Genomic DNA, 16,570 nt, shown 5'->3' with positions numbered 1-16,570 from the left:
GACCCGGTGGCACGGCCACGCGCCGCCGGGGCTGCCCCTTTGGTCCCCTCGTCGGCGAGCCGCCGGAGCGGCGGATCACCGGGCGCGGGAGGACGAGCGATCGGTCCCGCCCCGGCCCGGGCAGAAAGCGGTGCCCACCCGGCCCCGCGGGGCCCGGCATGGTCCCCGCCGCGACCGCCCGCGGCTGCTGCGGCCCGAACTTGCGTCCGGCCCGGGAGCTCACCCCGCCGAGCAGCCCGCGCTGCGGCTACCGCGGCCCGAACTTGCGTCCGGCCCGGGAGCTCACCCCGCCGAGCAGCCCGCGCGGCGCCAGCTTCACCACGCCCATCAGCGCCTTGTACCGCGGATCCGGGATGGACACGGCCTTGCCACGCGCCAGGTCGGCCAGCGCCTCCCGTACCAGCTTGTCCGCGTCCAGCCACATCCAGCCCGGGATGTTGTCCGTCCCCATCCCGGCCCGCTCGTGGAACTCGGTCCGTACGAAGCCCGGGCACAGCGCCATCAGCCGTACCCCGCTGCCCGCCAGGTCCCGCGCCGCGCCCTGCGTGAACTGGACGACCCACGCCTTGGACGCGCCGTACGTGCCGCGCGGCACGAACGCGGCCACCGACGCCACGTTCACCACGCCGCCCCGGCCCCGCTCCCGCATCGGCCCGGTCGCCGCCGCGGTCAGCCGCAGCACCGCCTCGCAGTGCACCTTCAGCATCTTCAGCTCATCGGCCATCGACACCTCGAGGAACCGGCCCTTGTTGCCGAACCCGGCGTTGTTGACCAGCAGGTCCACCGGCCGCTTGGCGTCGGTGAGCCGCGCCTCCACGGCGGCGATCCCGTCCTCCTCCGACAGGTCGGCGGCCAGGACCTCGGCCTCGATGCCGTGCCGGTCGTGCAGCTCGGTCGCCTGCTCCCTGAGCCGCTTCACATCGCGGGCCACGAGCACCACGTCGCGGCCCTCCGCCGCCAGCCGCCGCGCGAAGGCGGCCCCGATTCCCGCCGTCGCGCCCGTAATCAGTGCAGTCGTCATACGCGCACGGTAGTGCCCCGCCCGGCGCACCCGTGGACGCACCCGCCCGCGCCCGGCGCTACGCGCCCTCCCGGGCCACGTACTTGAGCGCCGTCTCCCGCAGGCGCGGGTCGAGCGCGTCCCCCGCCGCCAGCGTGCGCGGCAGCAACTCCCGCTGCAGCGTGGAGGCGCGGAAGACCACCTCGACGGTCACGTCGTGGTCCGGCCGGTGCACGACCTCGACCCGGTCGCCGGCCCGGACCTCCCCCGGCTCGATCACCCGCAGGTACGCGCCCGACCCGGCGCGCTGCGTGAACCGCTTGACCCAGCCCTTCTCACCGAGCCAGTCCGCGAAGGTCCGGCACGGTATGCGCCCGCTCGCGACCTCCAGCAGCGGCCCCGAACCGATCCGCCAACGCTCCCCGATCAGCGCGCCGTTCACCTCCACACCGGAGGTGGTGAGGTTCTCCCCGAACGCGCCGTTGGCCAGCTCCCGGCCCAGCTCGCGCTCCCAGTGGTCCAGGTCCTCGCGCGCGAAGGCGTACACCGCCTGGTGGGTCCCGCCGTGGAAGCGCAGGTCGCACACCGCGTCCCCGGCCACCCCGCTGCCGCCCTCGCCCGGGGGGCCCGGGTCGGACACCCGCACCGGGCCGTCGACGGGCCGCTTGTCGATGCCGGTCAGGCCACTGGGCGCGTCGGTGTATCCCACGGCCTTCGGCCGCCCCGCGTTCACGGTCAGAATCCTCATGACCGGCACGGTAATCCGCACCCCTCAAAGCGTCGAGCGGATATGTGTGCCGGTGCCCAAGCGAGTCTTATATTGGAGGGGTGATCGAAGCCCGCCATCTCCGCGTCCTGCGCGCCGTGGCCGCCACCGGTTCCTTCTCCGCGGCCGCCCGGGAGCTGGGCTGCACCCAGCCGGCCGTCAGCCAGCAGATGAAGGCGCTCGAAGCGTCCGCGGGCACCCCGCTGCTGATCCGCACGGGCCGCGAGATGCGCCTGACCCAGGCCGGCGAGGCGCTCGTGCGCCACGCCTCCGGCATCCTCGCCGGGCTCACCGCGGCCGAGGAGGAGGTCGCCGCCATCGCGGGCCTGCGGGCCGGCCGGGTGCGCCTGGTCTCCTTCCCCAGCGGCAGTTCCACCCTGGTGCCCACCGCCCTCGCCGCCCTGCGCGCCGCCCACCCCGGCACCCGCGTCTCCCTGGTGGAGGCCGAGCCGCCGCGGTCGGTGGAGATGCTCCGCGAGGGCGACTGCGACGTGGCGCTCGCCTTCCGCTACCGCCCCGTCGTGGCGGAGTGGGAGGACCTGGTCGTACGCCCCCTCCTCGCCGACCGCCTGGTCGGCCTGGTGCCCGAGGGCCATCCCCTCGCGGACGCCGGCTCCGTCGCCATCGGCGACCTGGCCGACGAGCCGTGGATCGCCGGCTGTCCGCGCTGCCGCCGCCAGCTCGTCAGCGTGTGCGAGAGCGCCGGCTTCACGCCGCGCATCGACTTCGCGACCGACGACTACCCGGCGGTGATCGGCCTGGTGGGTGCCGGGCTGGGTGTCGCCGTCCTGCCGGAGCTGGCCATCGAGTCGGTACGGCCCCGCGGCGCCCGGACGGTGGCCGTGGAACCGCCGGTGGAGCGGGAGATCGTCGCCCTCACCCTGCCCGACCTGGCGAACGTCCCCGCCGTCGCGGCCACGCTCGACCAGCTGACCCGGGCCGCCGCCCGCCCCTGAGGCCCTGTCCGCCTTTCCCGGCCTCCGTCACGCGGCGCGGGGTGCCGTACGCAGAAGGGCGGCCCCGCGGGCCGCCCTGGTGTCCCACTAGGGAAGAAACGTTCCTTCAGCTACGTGCCGCCGATGCCGCCGACGTGGTGATCAAACGATTGCGCGCCCGCCCCATGAGCTCCTCGCGCTCGTCCTCGGTGAGGCCGCCCCATACGCCGTAGGGCTCCCGCACGGCCAGCGCGTGGGCCGCGCACTGGGCGCGGACCGGGCACCGCATGCAGACCTCTTTCGCCGAGTTCTCGCGCGCACTCCGTGCCGCGCCGCGCTCCCCCTCGGGGTGGAAGAAGAGCGAACTGTCGACACCGCGGCAGGCCGCGAGCAGCTGCCAGTCCCACAGGTCGGCGTTGGGTCCGGGAAGGCGGGAGAAATCTGCCATAGCGCATGTCCCCTTGAAACCGGTGCTGAGCGGATAAGTGGGCTTGTTGCCTGGGCTGATACAGCCACGACCGTACAACTACTGTCTAAGTAGATGTAAATATGACTCATTGCGAATCTAGCTACAGACACCGACAAAGTGAAGGAAAAGCCGCTAAATGGGGCATAGCTCTGGGTGAACCGACGGTGACCTGCTCCGCTCTCCTCTGTACGCGCTCCCTCACGTAGAGTGTCGAAGGGGGAGAGCGGACCCGTAACTCTTTCGAGTGACCGTCGTTGAGAGTGCGGAGGCGGTTGACAGAACAAGCGCTCGGGCGGGTGCCCGAGGGCGTCAATCGCACAGGTGACGATACGTAACCAGCCTGGAGGCTCAAGGTGACGCGCATCAGCTGCGGAGGACGGCCATGACATCCGTCCTCGTCTGCGACGACTCCCCGCTTGCCCGAGAAGCGCTCCGCCGCGCCGTCGCCACAGTGCCCGGCGTCGAGCGCGTGACGACCGCGGCCAACGGCGAGGAAGTCCTCCGCCGCTGGGGCGCGGACCGCTCGGACCTGATTCTGATGGACGTACGCATGCCCGGACTGGGCGGCGTGGAGACCGTCCGCCGGCTGCTCTCCGCGGACCCCGGCGCCCGCATCATCATGCTCACCGTCGCCGAGGACCTCGACGGCGTCGCACTCGCCGTCGCCGCCGGTGCCCGGGGCTACCTGCACAAGGACGCCTCGCGCGCCGAACTGCGGGCCACCGTCACCCAGGCGCTGGCCGACCCCACCTGGCGGCTGGCCCCCCGCCGGCTGCGCTCGGCCGAGATGGGCGCCGCGCCCACTCTCACCGCGCGCGAGATCCAGGTCCTCGAAGGCATGAGCCACGGCCGGTCCAACGCGGAGATCGGCCGTGAGCTGTTCCTCTCCGAGGACACGGTCAAGACGCACGCCCGGCGGCTGTTCAAGAAGCTGGGCGCCTCGGACCGGGCGCACGCCGTCGCGCTCGGATTCCGCTGGGGTCTGGTGCGCTAGCACGTGACCGTTCGGATCCCCGTCCGCCGCCCGGCGGACGGGGCGGCGGAGGCCCGATATCTGTTTCCGGCTCGATGCCGCATCCTTGAGATGTGGAGTTCCTCGGGGACGAGTCGATCGAGCGGGAGGGGAGGGCGCAGGAAATGACGTCCGGCGCGCCTGCTCATAACGCTTCGGTGCACAACTACGCACGCGGTGCCACCGAGCGGCAGACGTCAAGGCACCATGGACCGATGCCCGATGACGAGACGCAGGAACCCGCCACATCCGCGGGGGCCGGGTCGATCGGCGCCCTCGTCCACCGGGCCGTCGAAGGGGACGAGCAGGCCACGCACGACCTGCTGGCGCACGTGCATCCCCTGGCCCTGCGCTACTGCCGTACGCGGCTCAGCAGGCTGCCCGGCGACGCACGGCACTTCGTCGAGGACCTCGCCCAGGAGGTCTGCGTCGCCGTCCTGATGGCCCTGCCCCGCTACAAGGACACCGGACGCCCGTTCGAGGCGTTCGTCTTCGCCATCGCCGGCCACAAGGTCGCGGACCTCCAGCGTGCCGCCATGCGCCACCCGGGGTCCACCGCCGTGCCGTCCGACGAGATGCCCGAGCGCCCCGACGACTCGCTCGGACCGGAGGAGCGGGCCCTGCTCAGCGACGACGCCGAGTGGGCCAAGAAACTCCTCGCCAACCTGCCCGAGAACCAGCGCGAGCTGCTGGTGCTCCGGGTCGCCGTCGGCCTGACCGCCGAGGAGACCGGGCAGATGCTGGGCATGTCCCCCGGCGCCGTACGAGTGGCCCAGCACCGGGCGCTCAGCCGTCTGCGCGCGCTCGCCGAGCAGTGACGGGCCGCGCCCGGTCCGGTGCCGGCGCATCGCGGCGCAGCGTCACGGACCGCGCCCGCACGGTGAGCCGGCGTACGGCCCGACGGACGCGTCCGTACGTGTGAACGTCCAAACCTTCCGGGTGATCTTGCTCGTGGAATGAGACACGGCCGCAGCCCGTTAGCATGGACATCCGCACCGATCAAGGCCATTTGGGGAAGGTGTCATGACTGCCAACGTCGACGGAGTGCCCGAGAAATTCGCGACACTCGGGCTGACCTACGACGACGTGCTGCTGTTGCCCGGCGCGTCGGACATGGCGCCCGACCAGATCGACACTTCCTCGTACATCTCCAAGAACGTACGGGTGAACATCCCGCTGCTGTCCGCGGCGATGGACAAGGTCACCGAGTCGCGCATGGCCATCGCCATGGCCCGCCAGGGCGGCGTCGGTGTCCTCCACCGCAACCTCTCCATCGCCGACCAGGCCAACCAGGTCGACCTGGTGAAGCGCTCCGAGTCCGGCATGGTCACCGACCCGATCACGGTCCGTCCCGAGGCGACCCTGGCCGAGGCCGACGCCATCTGCGCCAAGTTCCGCATCAGCGGCGTGCCCGTCACCGACCCCGCGGGCAAGCTGCTCGGCATCGTCACCAACCGCGACATGGCCTTCGAGACCGACCGCAGCCAGCAGGTGCGCGACGTCATGACGCCCATGCCGCTCGTCACCGGCACCGTCGGCATCTCCGGTGTGGACGCCATGGAGCTGCTGCGCCGCCACAAGATCGAGAAGCTGCCCCTGGTCGACGACGGCGGCATCCTCAAGGGCCTCATCACGGTCAAGGACTTCGTCAAGGCGGAGAAGTACCCGAACGCCGCGAAGGACAAGGACGGCCGGCTGCTCGTCGGCGCCGCCGTGGGTGTCGCGGGTGACGCGTACGAGCGCGCCCAGGCGCTGATCGAGGCGGGTGTCGACTTCATCGTCGTGGACACCGCGCACGGCCACTCCCGGCTGGTCGGCGAGATGGTCGCCAAGATCAAGTCGAACTCCTCGGTGGACGTCATCGGCGGCAACGTCGCCACCCGCGACGGCGCGCAGGCGCTCGTCGACGCCGGTGTCGACGGCATCAAGGTGGGCGTCGGCCCCGGCTCCATCTGCACCACCCGCGTCGTCGCCGGTATCGGCGTCCCGCAGGTCACCGCCATCTACGAGGCGTCCCTCGCCGCCAGGGCGGCCGGCGTCCCCGTCATCGGCGACGGCGGCCTGCAGTACTCCGGCGACATCGCCAAGGCCCTGGTCGCCGGCGCCGACACGGTGATGCTGGGCTCGCTCCTCGCGGGCTGCGAGGAGTCGCCGGGCGAGCTGATGTTCATCAACGGCAAGCAGTTCAAGTCGTACCGTGGCATGGGCTCCCTCGGCGCCATGCAGTCGCGCGGCGAGCAGCGCTCCTTCTCCAAGGACCGGTACTTCCAGGAGGGCGTCGCCTCCGACGAGAAGCTGGTCCCCGAGGGCATCGAGGGCCAGGTGCCCTTCCGCGGCCCGCTCTCCGCGGTCGTCCACCAGCTCGTCGGCGGACTGCGCCAGTCGATGTTCTACGTCGGCGGGCGGACGGTTCCGGAGCTCCAGGAGCGGGGCCGGTTCGTCCGGATCACCTCGGCCGGTCTCAAGGAGAGCCACCCGCACGACATCCAGATGACCGTCGAGGCGCCGAACTACAGCAGCAAGAGGTAGCCGCGGGAAGCGGCGGCGACCGCACGCACGCGTGAGGGGCGGTTCCGGTATGCGGCCGGAACCGCCCCTCACGCGCGTGTCGGGGATACTGGTAGGCGCAGACGTAGAGGGAAAGGCCACACATCGTGACTGAGATCGAGATCGGGCGCGGCAAGCGCGGCCGCAGGGCGTACGCGTTCGACGACATCGCCGTCGTACCGAGCCGGCGCACCCGGGACCCGAAGGAGGTCTCGATCGCCTGGCAGATCGACGCCTACCGCTTCGAGCTGCCGTTCCTGGCCGCCCCCATGGACTCGGTGGTCTCACCGCAGACCGCGATCCGCATCGGCCAGCTCGGCGGCCTCGGCGTGCTGAACCTCGAGGGCCTGTGGACCCGCTACGAGGACCCGCAGCCGCTGCTCGACGAGATCGCCGAGCTCCCCGCGGAGACCGCGACCCGCCGTCTGCAGGAGATCTACGCGGCACCGATCCAGGAGGAGCTGATCGGGCGGCGCATCAAGGAGGTGCGCGACTCGGGCGTGGTCACCGCGGCCGCGCTCTCCCCGCAGCGCACGGCCCAGTTCTCCAAGGCCGTGGTCGACGCCGGCGTCGACATCTTCGTCATCCGCGGGACGACCGTCTCCGCCGAGCACGTCTCCGGCGCGGCCGAGCCGCTGAACCTCAAGCAGTTCATCTACGAGCTCGACGTCCCGGTGATCGTCGGCGGCTGCGCCACCTACACGGCCGCCCTGCACCTGATGCGCACCGGCGCGGCGGGCGTCCTGGTGGGCTTCGGCGGCGGCGCCGCGCACACCACGCGCAACGTGCTGGGCATCCAGGTGCCGATGGCGACCGCGGTGGCCGACGTGGCCGCCGCCCGCCGGGACTACATGGACGAGTCCGGCGGCCGGTACGTGCACGTCATCGCGGACGGCGGCGTGGGCTGGTCCGGCGACCTGCCCAAGGCGATCGCCTGCGGTGCCGACTCGGTGATGATCGGCTCCCCGCTGGCGCGCGCGACCGACGCGCCGGGCAAGGGCCACCACTGGGGCATGGAGGCCGTCCACGAGGACGTGCCGCGCGGCAAGCTGGTCGACCTCGGCATCGTCGGCACCACCGAGGAGATCCTGACCGGCCCCTCCCACTCGCCCGACGGTTCGATGAACTTCTTCGGCGCGCTGCGCCGGGCCATGGCGACGACGGGCTACAGCGAGCTCAAGGAGTTCCAGCGCGTCGAGGTCACGGTGGCCGACGCCCAGCACAAGCGCTGACGTGTCGTGTCCGGCGGCCGAGCCGCCGGACGGACGTGAAAGGGGCCCCGCCGCAAGGCGCGGGCCCCTTGTCGTTCACCGGCGGGCGGCGTCGTTCGCCGGTGTACGGCGTCGTACGGCTCTGGGTGCCGGCGCACGGCGCGTGGGTCAGCGCGCGGCGACCTTCCGGGTGATGGCGAAGCCCTCGTACCCGGCGATCGCGAAGAAGAGGAGGCTGATGGCGCTCGTCTCCTCCTTCCAGGCGTCCAGCAGGTTGCCGAACTCCGAGGTGAAGATGTCGACGACGGGGAGGGACTGGTTCTGGAGCTCCGCCCACCAGCTGATCATCAGGGCGTAGCCGAAGAGCTGCCCGAGGAACACGCCGGCCAGGGCGAAGGGCACGCCGAGGACCGGGAGGACCGGGTGCGCTCCGCCGACCTTGCCGAGGGCGAAGCCGACCAGCGCGCCGACGACGAGCGCGACGATGCCGAGCTCCGTGTAGCTGCCGTCCTCCTTGGCCATGGCGCGCATCAGGGCACCGTAGGCGAGGGCGCCGACGACGGCGGCGACCAGACCGGCGGCGATGCCGAGCCCCACGTTGCCCCGGGCGGGCGGCGGAGTGGGGACCTCCTGCGGACCCGGGGTGCTGTCCTGGGCGAACGGGTTGCCGGATGGCGGTACGGACTGGCTCATGGTGAAGGATCCCCCCTGGGATAGGACACGGTTTCGTCGCACAGGTGCGCACATAAAGTCCGTGTGACGTAGAGGCCCGGACCGTAGCAGTCAGCACTGACACCCGTCCGCCCCAATTTCGCGGCGCGTGGCAGCGGCGCACGGGCAGGGACGCACGGCAGGGCTGCGCGGGGCGGTGGGGCGCTGGTGCCGTGATGTGGTGGGCGCCTGAGGGGGCATCACCCGGCCCGCGCGCCCGGTCCGCCGGCCGGCGACCCCGTGGGCCCGTCGGTTCCCTGCGCGTGACCACCCGTTCGGCCTAGAGGCGGTGCGCCGCTCCCACCGGTGTGACCCCGCGGGTGTCGAGCAGGAGCTGTGCCTTCACCGCCAGGCCCTGCAGGTCGTACGTGTGGTGGTGCTGGAGCAGGATCGTCAGGTCGGCCCCGGCGGCCGCCTCGTAGAGCGAGTCGGCCCGCGGGACGGGCAGATCGCGGACGCGCCAGTCGGCCACGTACGGGTCGTGGTAGCTGACCACCGCCCCCATGTCCATCAGGCGGCGGGCGATCTCGGTGGCCGGGGAGCCCTCCCGGTCGGCCAGGTCCGGCTTGTACGTGATGCCGAGGAGCAGGACGCGGGCGCCGCGAGCCGACTTGCCGTGCTCATTGAGGAGCGTGGCGCAGCGCTGGATCACGTACTGCGGCATGCGTTCGTTGATGCGGGTCGCCAGCTCGACGAGGCGCAGGGGGCGGTGGGGGCCGATGGTGTCGACGGGGACGCCGTGGCCGCCGACCCCGGGGCCGGGGCGGAACGCCTGGAAGCCGAAGGGCTTGGTCTCGGCGCAGCGGATGACGTCCCACAGGTCGACGCCCAGGTCGTGGCAGAGCACGGCCATCTCGTTGACCAGGGCGATGTTGACGTGACGGAAGTTCGTCTCCAGCAGCTTGACGGCCTCCGCCTCGCGCGGCCCCCGGGCACGTACGACCTTGTCGGTGAGGCGGCCGTAGAAGGCGGCGGCCGACTCGGTGCAGGCGGGGGTGAGACCGCCGATGACCTTGGGGATGTGGGCGAAGTCGTGCGTCCGGTTGCCGGGGTCGAGGCGGCCCGGGGAGTAGGCGAGGTGGAAGTCCCGGCCGGCCCGCAGGCCGGAGCCCTCTTCCAGCAGCGGGCGCAGGACGTCCTCGGTGGTGCCGGGGTGCACCGGGGATTCCAGCAGCACGGTGGTGTGCGGGCGCAGCGTGGCGGCCAGGGCCCGGGCGGCGCCCGTGACGGCGGTCAGGTCCAGGGCCTGGTCCGCGCCGAGGGGGGTGGGGGCGCAGATGACGGCGGTGCGGACCCGGCCGAGTTCGCCGGGGTCGGTCGTGGGCCGGAAGCCCCCCGAGAGCATCCGGCGGATCTCCGACGCGGTCAGCGAGCCGTCGACGGGCGGGCGGCCCGCTGCGAGTTCCGCGACGGCGCGGGGGTCGGTGTCGAAGCCGATCGTGCCGATGCCTGCGGCAGTGGCGGCGTGGGCGAGGGGCAGTCCGAGGTGGCCGAGGCCGATGACGGCGAGGTCTGCGGGCATGCGTGATGCCGTCCTTTCCCGGTAGCCGGAGGGGACGCGATGTGCAAGTCCTGTGGACAGAACGAGCGGGAGCAATGTCAGACTAGGCGTAAATATGACCGTTATGTGGCATTGCAAGCATGTAGACGTCCGAGTGTTGTCCACAGGCGGTGGCTGAAGTCGCCGGGCGGGGACAGAATCGAAGCTGTGAGCCCGACCACGCGGGGGGACGACGGGAGGCAGCGGTGAGGACAGCGACACTGGGACCCGCCGAGCGCGCCGAGGCGCTGGCGGCCATGGCCGAGCGTGAGCTGGACGTGCTGGTGGTCGGCGGCGGAGTGGTCGGCGCCGGGACCGCCCTCGACGCGGCGACACGCGGTCTGGCCACCGGGCTCGTGGAGGCCCGCGACTGGGCGTCCGGCACGTCCAGCCGCTCCAGCAAACTCATCCACGGCGGCCTGCGCTATCTCGAAATGCTCGACTTCGCGCTCGTACGGGAAGCGCTGAAGGAACGCGGACTGCTGCTCGGACGCCTCGCGCCCCACCTGGTCAAGCCGGTCCCGTTCCTGTACCCGCTGCAGCACAAGGGCTGGGAGCGCCTGTACGCGGGGTCGGGCGTGGCGCTGTACGACGCCATGTCCGTCTCGTCCGGGCACGGGCGCGGCCTGCCCGTGCACCGCCACCTGACGCGGCGCCGAGCGCTGCGGGTCGCCCCCGCCCTGCGCAAGGACGCACTGGTCGGCGCCCTGCAGTACTACGACGCCCAGATGGACGACGCGCGGTACGTGGCGACGCTCGTGCGGACGGCGGCGGCCTACGGCGCGCGGGTCGCCAGCAGGGCACGGGTCATCGGCTTCCTGCGCGAGGGCGAACGCGTCGTGGGCGCCCGGGTGCAGGACGTGGAAGCGGGCGGTGAGTACGAGGTCCGCGCCAAGCAGGTCGTCAACGCGACGGGCGTGTGGACGGACGACACGCAGGCGCTGATCGGGGAGCGGGGGCAGTTCCACGTACGGGCGTCGAAGGGCATCCACCTGGTGGTGCCCAAGGACCGCATCCACTCGACCACCGGACTGATCCTGCGCACCGAGAAGTCGGTGCTGTTCGTCATTCCCTGGGGCCGCCACTGGATCATCGGCACCACCGACACCGGCTGGGACCTCGACAAGGCGCACCCGGCGGCCTCCAGCGCCGACATCGACTACCTGCTGGAGCACGTCAACAGCGTGCTGGCCGTCCCCCTCACCCGCGACGACGTGCAGGGCGTGTACGCGGGGCTGCGGCCGCTGCTGGCCGGCGAGTCCGACGCCACGAGCAAGCTCTCGCGCGAGCACACCGTGGCACACCCGGTGCCGGGCCTGGTCGTCGTCGCGGGCGGCAAGTACACGACGTACCGCGTCATGGCCAAGGACGCCGTGGACGAAGCGGTGCACGGGCTCGACGCCCGCGTGGCGGCGTGCGTCACCGAGGACGTGCCCCTGCTCGGCGCGGAGGGCTACCGGGCCCTGTGGAACGCGCGGGCGCGCATCGCGGCGCGGACGGGCCTCCACGTCGCCCGGGTGGAGCACCTGCTGAACCGCTACGGGTCGCTGGTGGACGAGGTGCTGGACCTCGTCGCGTCCGATCCGGCGCTCGGCGAGCCGCTCGGCACGGCGGACGACTACCTGCGCGCCGAGATCGTCTACGCCGCGTCGCACGAAGGCGCGCGCCACCTCGACGACGTGCTCACCCGCCGGACGCGGATCTCCATCGAGACCTTCGACCGGGGCACACGCAGTGCGCGGGAGTGCGCGGAACTGATGGCGCCGGTGCTCGGCTGGGACCGCGACCAGGTCGAGAAGGAGGTGGAGCACTACGAGAAGCGGGTGGAGGCGGAGCGCGAGTCCCAGCGGCAGCCGGACGACCTCACGGCGGACGCGGCACGCCTCGGCGCGCCGGACATCGTGCCCATCTAGGGCCCGATCGGCATGGGACCTAACGCCCGGCCCGGGGCCGCGCCGGGGCCGTGCAGAACTCGGCTTCCAGGAGCGCCGGTTCGAGCGCGGAGAGCGTACCGGCGGCGAGGGTGTCCGTATTGACGCGGAAGGTGAGGGTACGCCGGCCGTCGACGGTGGTTGCGGTGCGGACGTAGCTGCCCGGGATGTGCCCGTTGTGGCCCCACACGGTCGTGCCGCAGGACAGGGTGCGGGGATAGATGCCGAGGCCGTACGCGCCGTGGGCCGGCCTGGTGTCCAGCAGGGCACGGAGCTGGGGAGGGGGGAGCAGCCGGCCGCCGAGCAGGGCCGCGTAGAACCGGTTCAGATCGTCGAGCGTGCTGATCAGCTCACCGGCGGCGCCGGCGCCGCGCGGATCGAAGGCGGTCACATCACGGCCCCTCGCGTCGTACGCACGGCCGTGGGGGTCGGGCAGGGTGGTGCGAGCGCCGGGGAAGGACGTGCCGGTCAGGCCCAGGGGGGCGATGATGCGGTGCCACGCCTCGGTCGCGTAGGACCGGCCGGTGACCCGCTCGATGACCATGCCGAGCAGGGCGTAGTTGGTGTTCGCGTACGCGTACGAGCCCGGCGGGCGCGGCGGACGGGTGGCGAGGGCGAGGCGGACGGCCTCCGCCGCGGTGGTCGGCGCGGGGCCGGCGGAGCTCGTGTAGTCCGGCAGGCCGCTGGTGTGGGACAGCAGCGCGCGCAGCGTGACCTGACGGCCCGACGGGCCGGCCGGCAGGCCGGGCAGGTGCTTCGACACCGCGTCGTCCAGCCGCAACCGGCGCTCGGCGTCCAGCTGGAGCACGACCGCCGCGATGAACGTCTTGGTGACGCTGCCCGCCCGGAAGCGGTCGGCCCGCCGGATGCCGGCACCGGCGGACTCGAAGCGCGTCGAGCCGGCGGACTGCGTGGGGTCGGCGGAGTCGGTGGGGCCCGGGGAGTCGGTGGCCACTGGTGAGTCGGCGGCCTCTGTGGAGTCGGCGAAGTCGCCGGCGCCGCCGGAGTCCGGTGACTTCGCGGAGTACGCCGAGCCCGCCAGGAGCGCGGCGCCGGGCGCGTGCCCCTCGGACACGAGGCGGGAGAGGAGGGGGGAGGGGGGCGGGGGGGCGGGGGCCCCCGAGAAGGCCTGGACCCCCGCTCCGAGGAGGACCGGGACCAGCACGACGGCACGTCGCATCCTGGTCCTTCGCATGGCACGCGCCCCTTTCTCGGGGGGCCATCCTGACGCACGCAGGACCCGGGAGAACCGCCGGTCCCGGAGTGAGGGACAATGGACGCTCTTCCAGGGCGGGTTACCGCATCGCGCGGGAAGCGGCAGGCGCGGGCGAGGATCAGGGATCGCAGAGGGGACGCATGTCGGGAGCGGAGCAGTCGCGGGACGCGGCGCGGGAACCTCAGCGGGACGCCGGGAAGTCGGGCGCCGGACCGGATACGGAGCCGGCGGTGCAGCCCCATGTCGAGCCCGGTGCCGCGTCCGATGTCGAGCCCGATGTCGAGCTTGATACTGAGCCGGTGGACGGGCCCGACGCCGGGTCAGGGCCGGTCGCTGAATCGGGCACCGGCGGGGATGCCCGGCCGAAGCCGAAGTCGAAGCGGGAGTCGAAGCCGGAGTCGGATTCGGAGCGGGAGCCGAAGCGGGATGCCGAGCGGGCGTCGGAGCCGGAGCGGGACACGGTGCCTGGCGGGAAGCCCGGGGCCGCGTCGAGGACGGCGCCGGAAGGTCGTCGGGCCGGTAGGGCGGTTGACGGGGCGTCGGCCGGTGCGGGGAACCGTACCGGTGGTACGTCGGATCACGGGGTGGGCGTCTCGCCGGTCGCAGGACCGGACGAGGAGCCCGCTGTCAGGACGGGCGAGGGTGCGGCCGTGGAGTCGGGCGTCGAGCAGGACGTGAAGCGGGACGGGACCGCCGGGGCGGACCACGCGAAGAGCGGCGTGGACAGCGCCGTGAAGAGCGATGAGAAGCGCGGCGCGAAAAGCGATCCCCGGAGCGATGTGAAGGGCGACGGTACGAAGGGCGCCGGGAAGAGCGAGAAGAGCGGCGGACAGGGCTCGGACGCGTCGGCCGCGCCGCCTTCGGTTCCCGCCGCCCGGTCGGGCACGCGCAACGGTGCCTCGCCTGTCACACCCGCCTCATCCACGTCGTCCGGCTCCTCCGGCTCCTCCGGCTCCTCCGGCTCCGACGGAGCACCTCCCGCCGCCGGACCGGCCGTGCCCGGGGCCCGCTCCGGTGCGGAGGACGCCGGGCAGCCGGCGCGCTCGGCTCCCGGCGCGGCGAAGAAGCCGGCGTCCGGCGGCACGGGCCCTTCCGGCTCCGATGCCGGCGCCGCTCCGGCCGCTCCGGCGGCTTCCGGCACCGCCGCCAAGGGCTCGGCCGGCGCTGCCGGGCGGGGACGAGCGGCCGGTGACACCCCGTCGGGCGGCCGGTCGTCCAGCGCCGCCACGACGCCCGGAACGCCCGCGGCGTCCGGCACATCCGCCCCGTCCGGCACCTCCACCGCGTCCGCCGCGTCCGCGAGGTCCACGACGACCGAAGGCCGGCTGCTGGCGGGCCGGTACCGGCTCGGCGCGGTGCTCGGGCGCGGCGGCATGGGCACCGTCTGGCGGGCCGTGGACGAGACGCTCGGCCGGACCGTCGCCGTCAAGGAACTCCGCTTCCCCAGCAGCATCGATGAGGAGGAGAAGCGCCGCCTCATCACGCGTACCCTCCGCGAGGCCAAGGCGATCGCGCGGATCCGCAACAACGGTGCGGTGACGGTCTACGACGTCGTCGACGAGGACGACCGCCCCTGGATCGTCATGGAGCTCATCGAGGGCAAGTCGCTCGCCGACGTCATCCGCGAGGACGGCGTGCTGACGCCCCGGCGCGCCGCCGAGGTCGGGCTCGCCATCCTCGACGTGCTGCGCTCCGCGCACCGCGAGGGCATCCTCCACCGTGACGTGAAGCCGTCCAACGTGCTTATCTCGGACGACGGGCGGGTCGTCCTCACCGACTTCGGCATCGCCCAGGTCGAAGGCGACCCGTCCATCACGTCCACCGGCATGCTCGTCGGCGCGCCCTCGTACATCTCGCCGGAGCGGGCCCGCGGCCACAAGCCCGGACCGGCGGCGGACATGTGGTCGCTCGGCGGCCTGCTCTACGCGTGCGTGGAGGGCTGCCCGCCGTACGACAAGGGCTCCGCCATCGCGACGCTGACCGCCGTGATGACCGAGCAGCTCGACCCGCCGAAGAACGCGGGGCCGCTGGAGGAGGTCATCTACGGCCTGCTCCACAAGGATCCCGCGAAGCGGCTCGACGACGCGGGCGCCCGCGTGCTGCTCGACGACGTCATCCACACGCCCGAGCCGCCCGTCGTGCCGCCGGTACCGGAGCCGTCGCCGGAGGCCACGCGCGTGGTGCCGTTGCCGCCGGCGCCCGCCGAGAAGGCCAGGGAAGCGGCCGACGCGGCGGCCGAGCGGGTGCGCGGCGCCCTGCGCTCCGTGCGCAATGCCGCCGCCAAGCAGGACACCAGGCCCAAGCCGCCGGTGGCGCCGAAGTCCACCGCCCAGGCGCCGGTACGGGCGCCGCTCACGGACGTGGTGCCGCGCCGCACGCTCGTCATCATCGCGGTGGTGGCGGTGCTCGTGGTGGTCGCCGCGGTACTGGCCTTCGCCTTCGGCGGGGACGATCAGCCGGGCACCGGCGGCAAGGGCACCGCCCAGGGCGACAAGACGGCGTCCGCCGGCGCGACCGGCGGCGACCAGGGCAAGGGCCAGCAGCAGGGCGGCGGCGCGGCGCAAGGCGGGGCGCAGCCCGACTCCGGCGGACGGACCGCCGGCGCGACCGGCGGGGACCAGGGCACCGGGGGTGCGCAGAACGGCGGCGCGAGCACCGGAACCACCACCGGGACCGGTGACGGAAGCGGCAAGGCCTCCGGCGGCACCGGCAACGGCGCGGCGCTGCCCCCGGGCTACACGATGGTCACGAACGACCGGTTCCACTTCTCCATGGCCATGCCGTCGAACTTCCGCATGACCGGCATAGCCGGACAGAACTCCGGCGGGATCTTCAGTGTGAACGGCGGGTTCCCGCGGGTGCAGGTCGACTTCAACGGCAGTCCCAAGGACGACGCCGCCGCCGCGTGGACCGCCGCCCAGGCCGCCGTGGCCGCCACCAGCAGCGGCTACACCCACCACGGCATCAAGAAGGTCGAGTACAACGGGTACCCGACCGTCGCCGACTGGCAATTCGAGCGCAACCAGGGCGGTGAGCGGGTATGGGTCCTCAACAGGGGGTTCAAGGTCGACGCCCGGCACGGCTACTCGATCATGATCACCTGCAAGTCCGCCGAGTGGAACGGCGCGGAGTGCACGACGCTGCGGAACACGGCGTTCGCGACGTTCAGCCCCAAGGACTGACCAGGGCCACGTATCGTGAGAGCTCGTGGACCGTACGAAGCCGGATCGGT

13 protein-coding genes are annotated in these 16,570 nt (G+C 72.8%); 7 read left to right on the top strand and 6 right to left on the bottom strand.

Features of this window, described 5'->3' with window-relative positions; translation table 11 throughout:
• Positions 1–247 precede the first annotated feature (247 nt).
• Both ACIA79_RS24025 and ACIA79_RS24020 read right to left on the bottom strand, forming a co-directional pair.
• Positions 248–1,021, bottom strand: coding sequence for an SDR family NAD(P)-dependent oxidoreductase (locus tag ACIA79_RS24025; RefSeq protein ID WP_399430407.1), 774 nt, complete (start codon positions 1,019–1,021; stop codon positions 248–250).
• A gap of 58 nt (positions 1,022–1,079) precedes the next feature.
• On the bottom strand, positions 1,080–1,748 hold the full coding sequence (locus tag ACIA79_RS24020; protein ID WP_399430406.1) for an MOSC domain-containing protein: 669 nt from the start codon (positions 1,746–1,748) through the stop codon (positions 1,080–1,082).
• 80 nt (positions 1,749–1,828) lie between these two features.
• Here ACIA79_RS24020 and ACIA79_RS24015 point away from each other — a divergent pair, with 80 nt between their 5' ends.
• The gene (locus ACIA79_RS24015) at positions 1,829–2,722 is read left to right on the top strand and encodes a LysR family transcriptional regulator (protein WP_399430405.1); all 894 of its coding nucleotides are present in this window, start codon (positions 1,829–1,831) and stop codon (positions 2,720–2,722) included.
• Between the two features lie 106 nt (positions 2,723–2,828).
• Here the strand turns inward: ACIA79_RS24015 and ACIA79_RS24010 are convergent, their stop codons facing one another.
• Positions 2,829–3,149 (bottom strand): WhiB family transcriptional regulator, encoded by a 321-nt coding sequence (locus ACIA79_RS24010; protein ID WP_391814845.1) that lies wholly within the window; start codon positions 3,147–3,149, stop codon positions 2,829–2,831.
• Positions 3,150–3,552: 403 nt separating this feature from the next.
• Between ACIA79_RS24010 and ACIA79_RS24005 the strand changes: the two genes are divergently transcribed.
• From ACIA79_RS24005 to ACIA79_RS23990, 4 genes are all read left to right on the top strand, one after another.
• A complete protein-coding gene (locus ACIA79_RS24005) occupies positions 3,553–4,164 on the top strand; it encodes a response regulator transcription factor (protein WP_003948568.1) in 612 nt (203 codons plus the stop codon).
• Positions 4,165–4,397: 233 nt separating this feature from the next.
• On the top strand, positions 4,398–5,000 hold the full coding sequence (locus tag ACIA79_RS24000) for a sigma-70 family RNA polymerase sigma factor (protein WP_399430404.1): 603 nt from the start codon (positions 4,398–4,400) through the stop codon (positions 4,998–5,000).
• A 205-nt stretch (positions 5,001–5,205) separates the two neighbouring features.
• Positions 5,206–6,711 (top strand): IMP dehydrogenase, encoded by a 1,506-nt coding sequence (gene guaB, locus ACIA79_RS23995; protein ID WP_399430403.1) that lies wholly within the window; start codon positions 5,206–5,208, stop codon positions 6,709–6,711.
• Between the two features lie 125 nt (positions 6,712–6,836).
• A complete protein-coding gene (locus ACIA79_RS23990) occupies positions 6,837–7,961 on the top strand; it encodes a GuaB3 family IMP dehydrogenase-related protein (RefSeq protein ID WP_399430402.1) in 1,125 nt (374 codons plus the stop codon).
• Positions 7,962–8,108: 147 nt separating this feature from the next.
• On the opposite strand, the gene ACIA79_RS23985 is transcribed toward ACIA79_RS23990, so the two are convergent.
• Positions 8,109–8,633, bottom strand: a complete 525-nt coding sequence (locus tag ACIA79_RS23985) for a hypothetical protein (protein WP_399430401.1) — start codon at positions 8,631–8,633, stop codon at positions 8,109–8,111.
• Positions 8,634–8,931: 298 nt separating this feature from the next.
• Positions 8,932–10,173, bottom strand: coding sequence for a nucleotide sugar dehydrogenase (locus ACIA79_RS23980; protein ID WP_399430400.1), 1,242 nt, complete (start codon positions 10,171–10,173; stop codon positions 8,932–8,934).
• Between the two features lie 224 nt (positions 10,174–10,397).
• On the opposite strand from ACIA79_RS23980, the gene ACIA79_RS23975 reads away from it, so the two are divergent.
• Positions 10,398–12,104 carry a glycerol-3-phosphate dehydrogenase/oxidase gene (locus ACIA79_RS23975; protein ID WP_399430399.1) on the top strand — a complete coding sequence of 569 codons (1,707 nt, stop codon included), beginning with the start codon at positions 10,398–10,400 and terminating at the stop codon, positions 12,102–12,104.
• Between the two features lie 19 nt (positions 12,105–12,123).
• On the opposite strand, the gene ACIA79_RS23970 is transcribed toward ACIA79_RS23975, so the two are convergent.
• Positions 12,124–13,302, bottom strand: a complete 1,179-nt coding sequence (locus ACIA79_RS23970) for a serine hydrolase domain-containing protein (protein WP_399430398.1) — start codon at positions 13,300–13,302, stop codon at positions 12,124–12,126.
• A 620-nt stretch (positions 13,303–13,922) separates the two neighbouring features.
• Here ACIA79_RS23970 and ACIA79_RS23965 point away from each other — a divergent pair.
• Positions 13,923–16,520: a serine/threonine-protein kinase gene (locus ACIA79_RS23965; protein WP_399430397.1), complete on the top strand. Its 2,598-nt coding sequence runs from the start codon at positions 13,923–13,925 to the stop codon at positions 16,518–16,520.
• Positions 16,521–16,570: the final 50 nt, after the last annotated feature.

It is taken from the genome of Streptomyces sp. NPDC051310 (assembly GCF_044455245.1).
Lineage (GTDB): Bacteria > Actinomycetota > Actinomycetes > Streptomycetales > Streptomycetaceae > Streptomyces.
The sequence above is the reverse complement of the archived record's forward strand: the minus strand, read 5'-3'. Positions and strand labels throughout refer to the sequence as shown.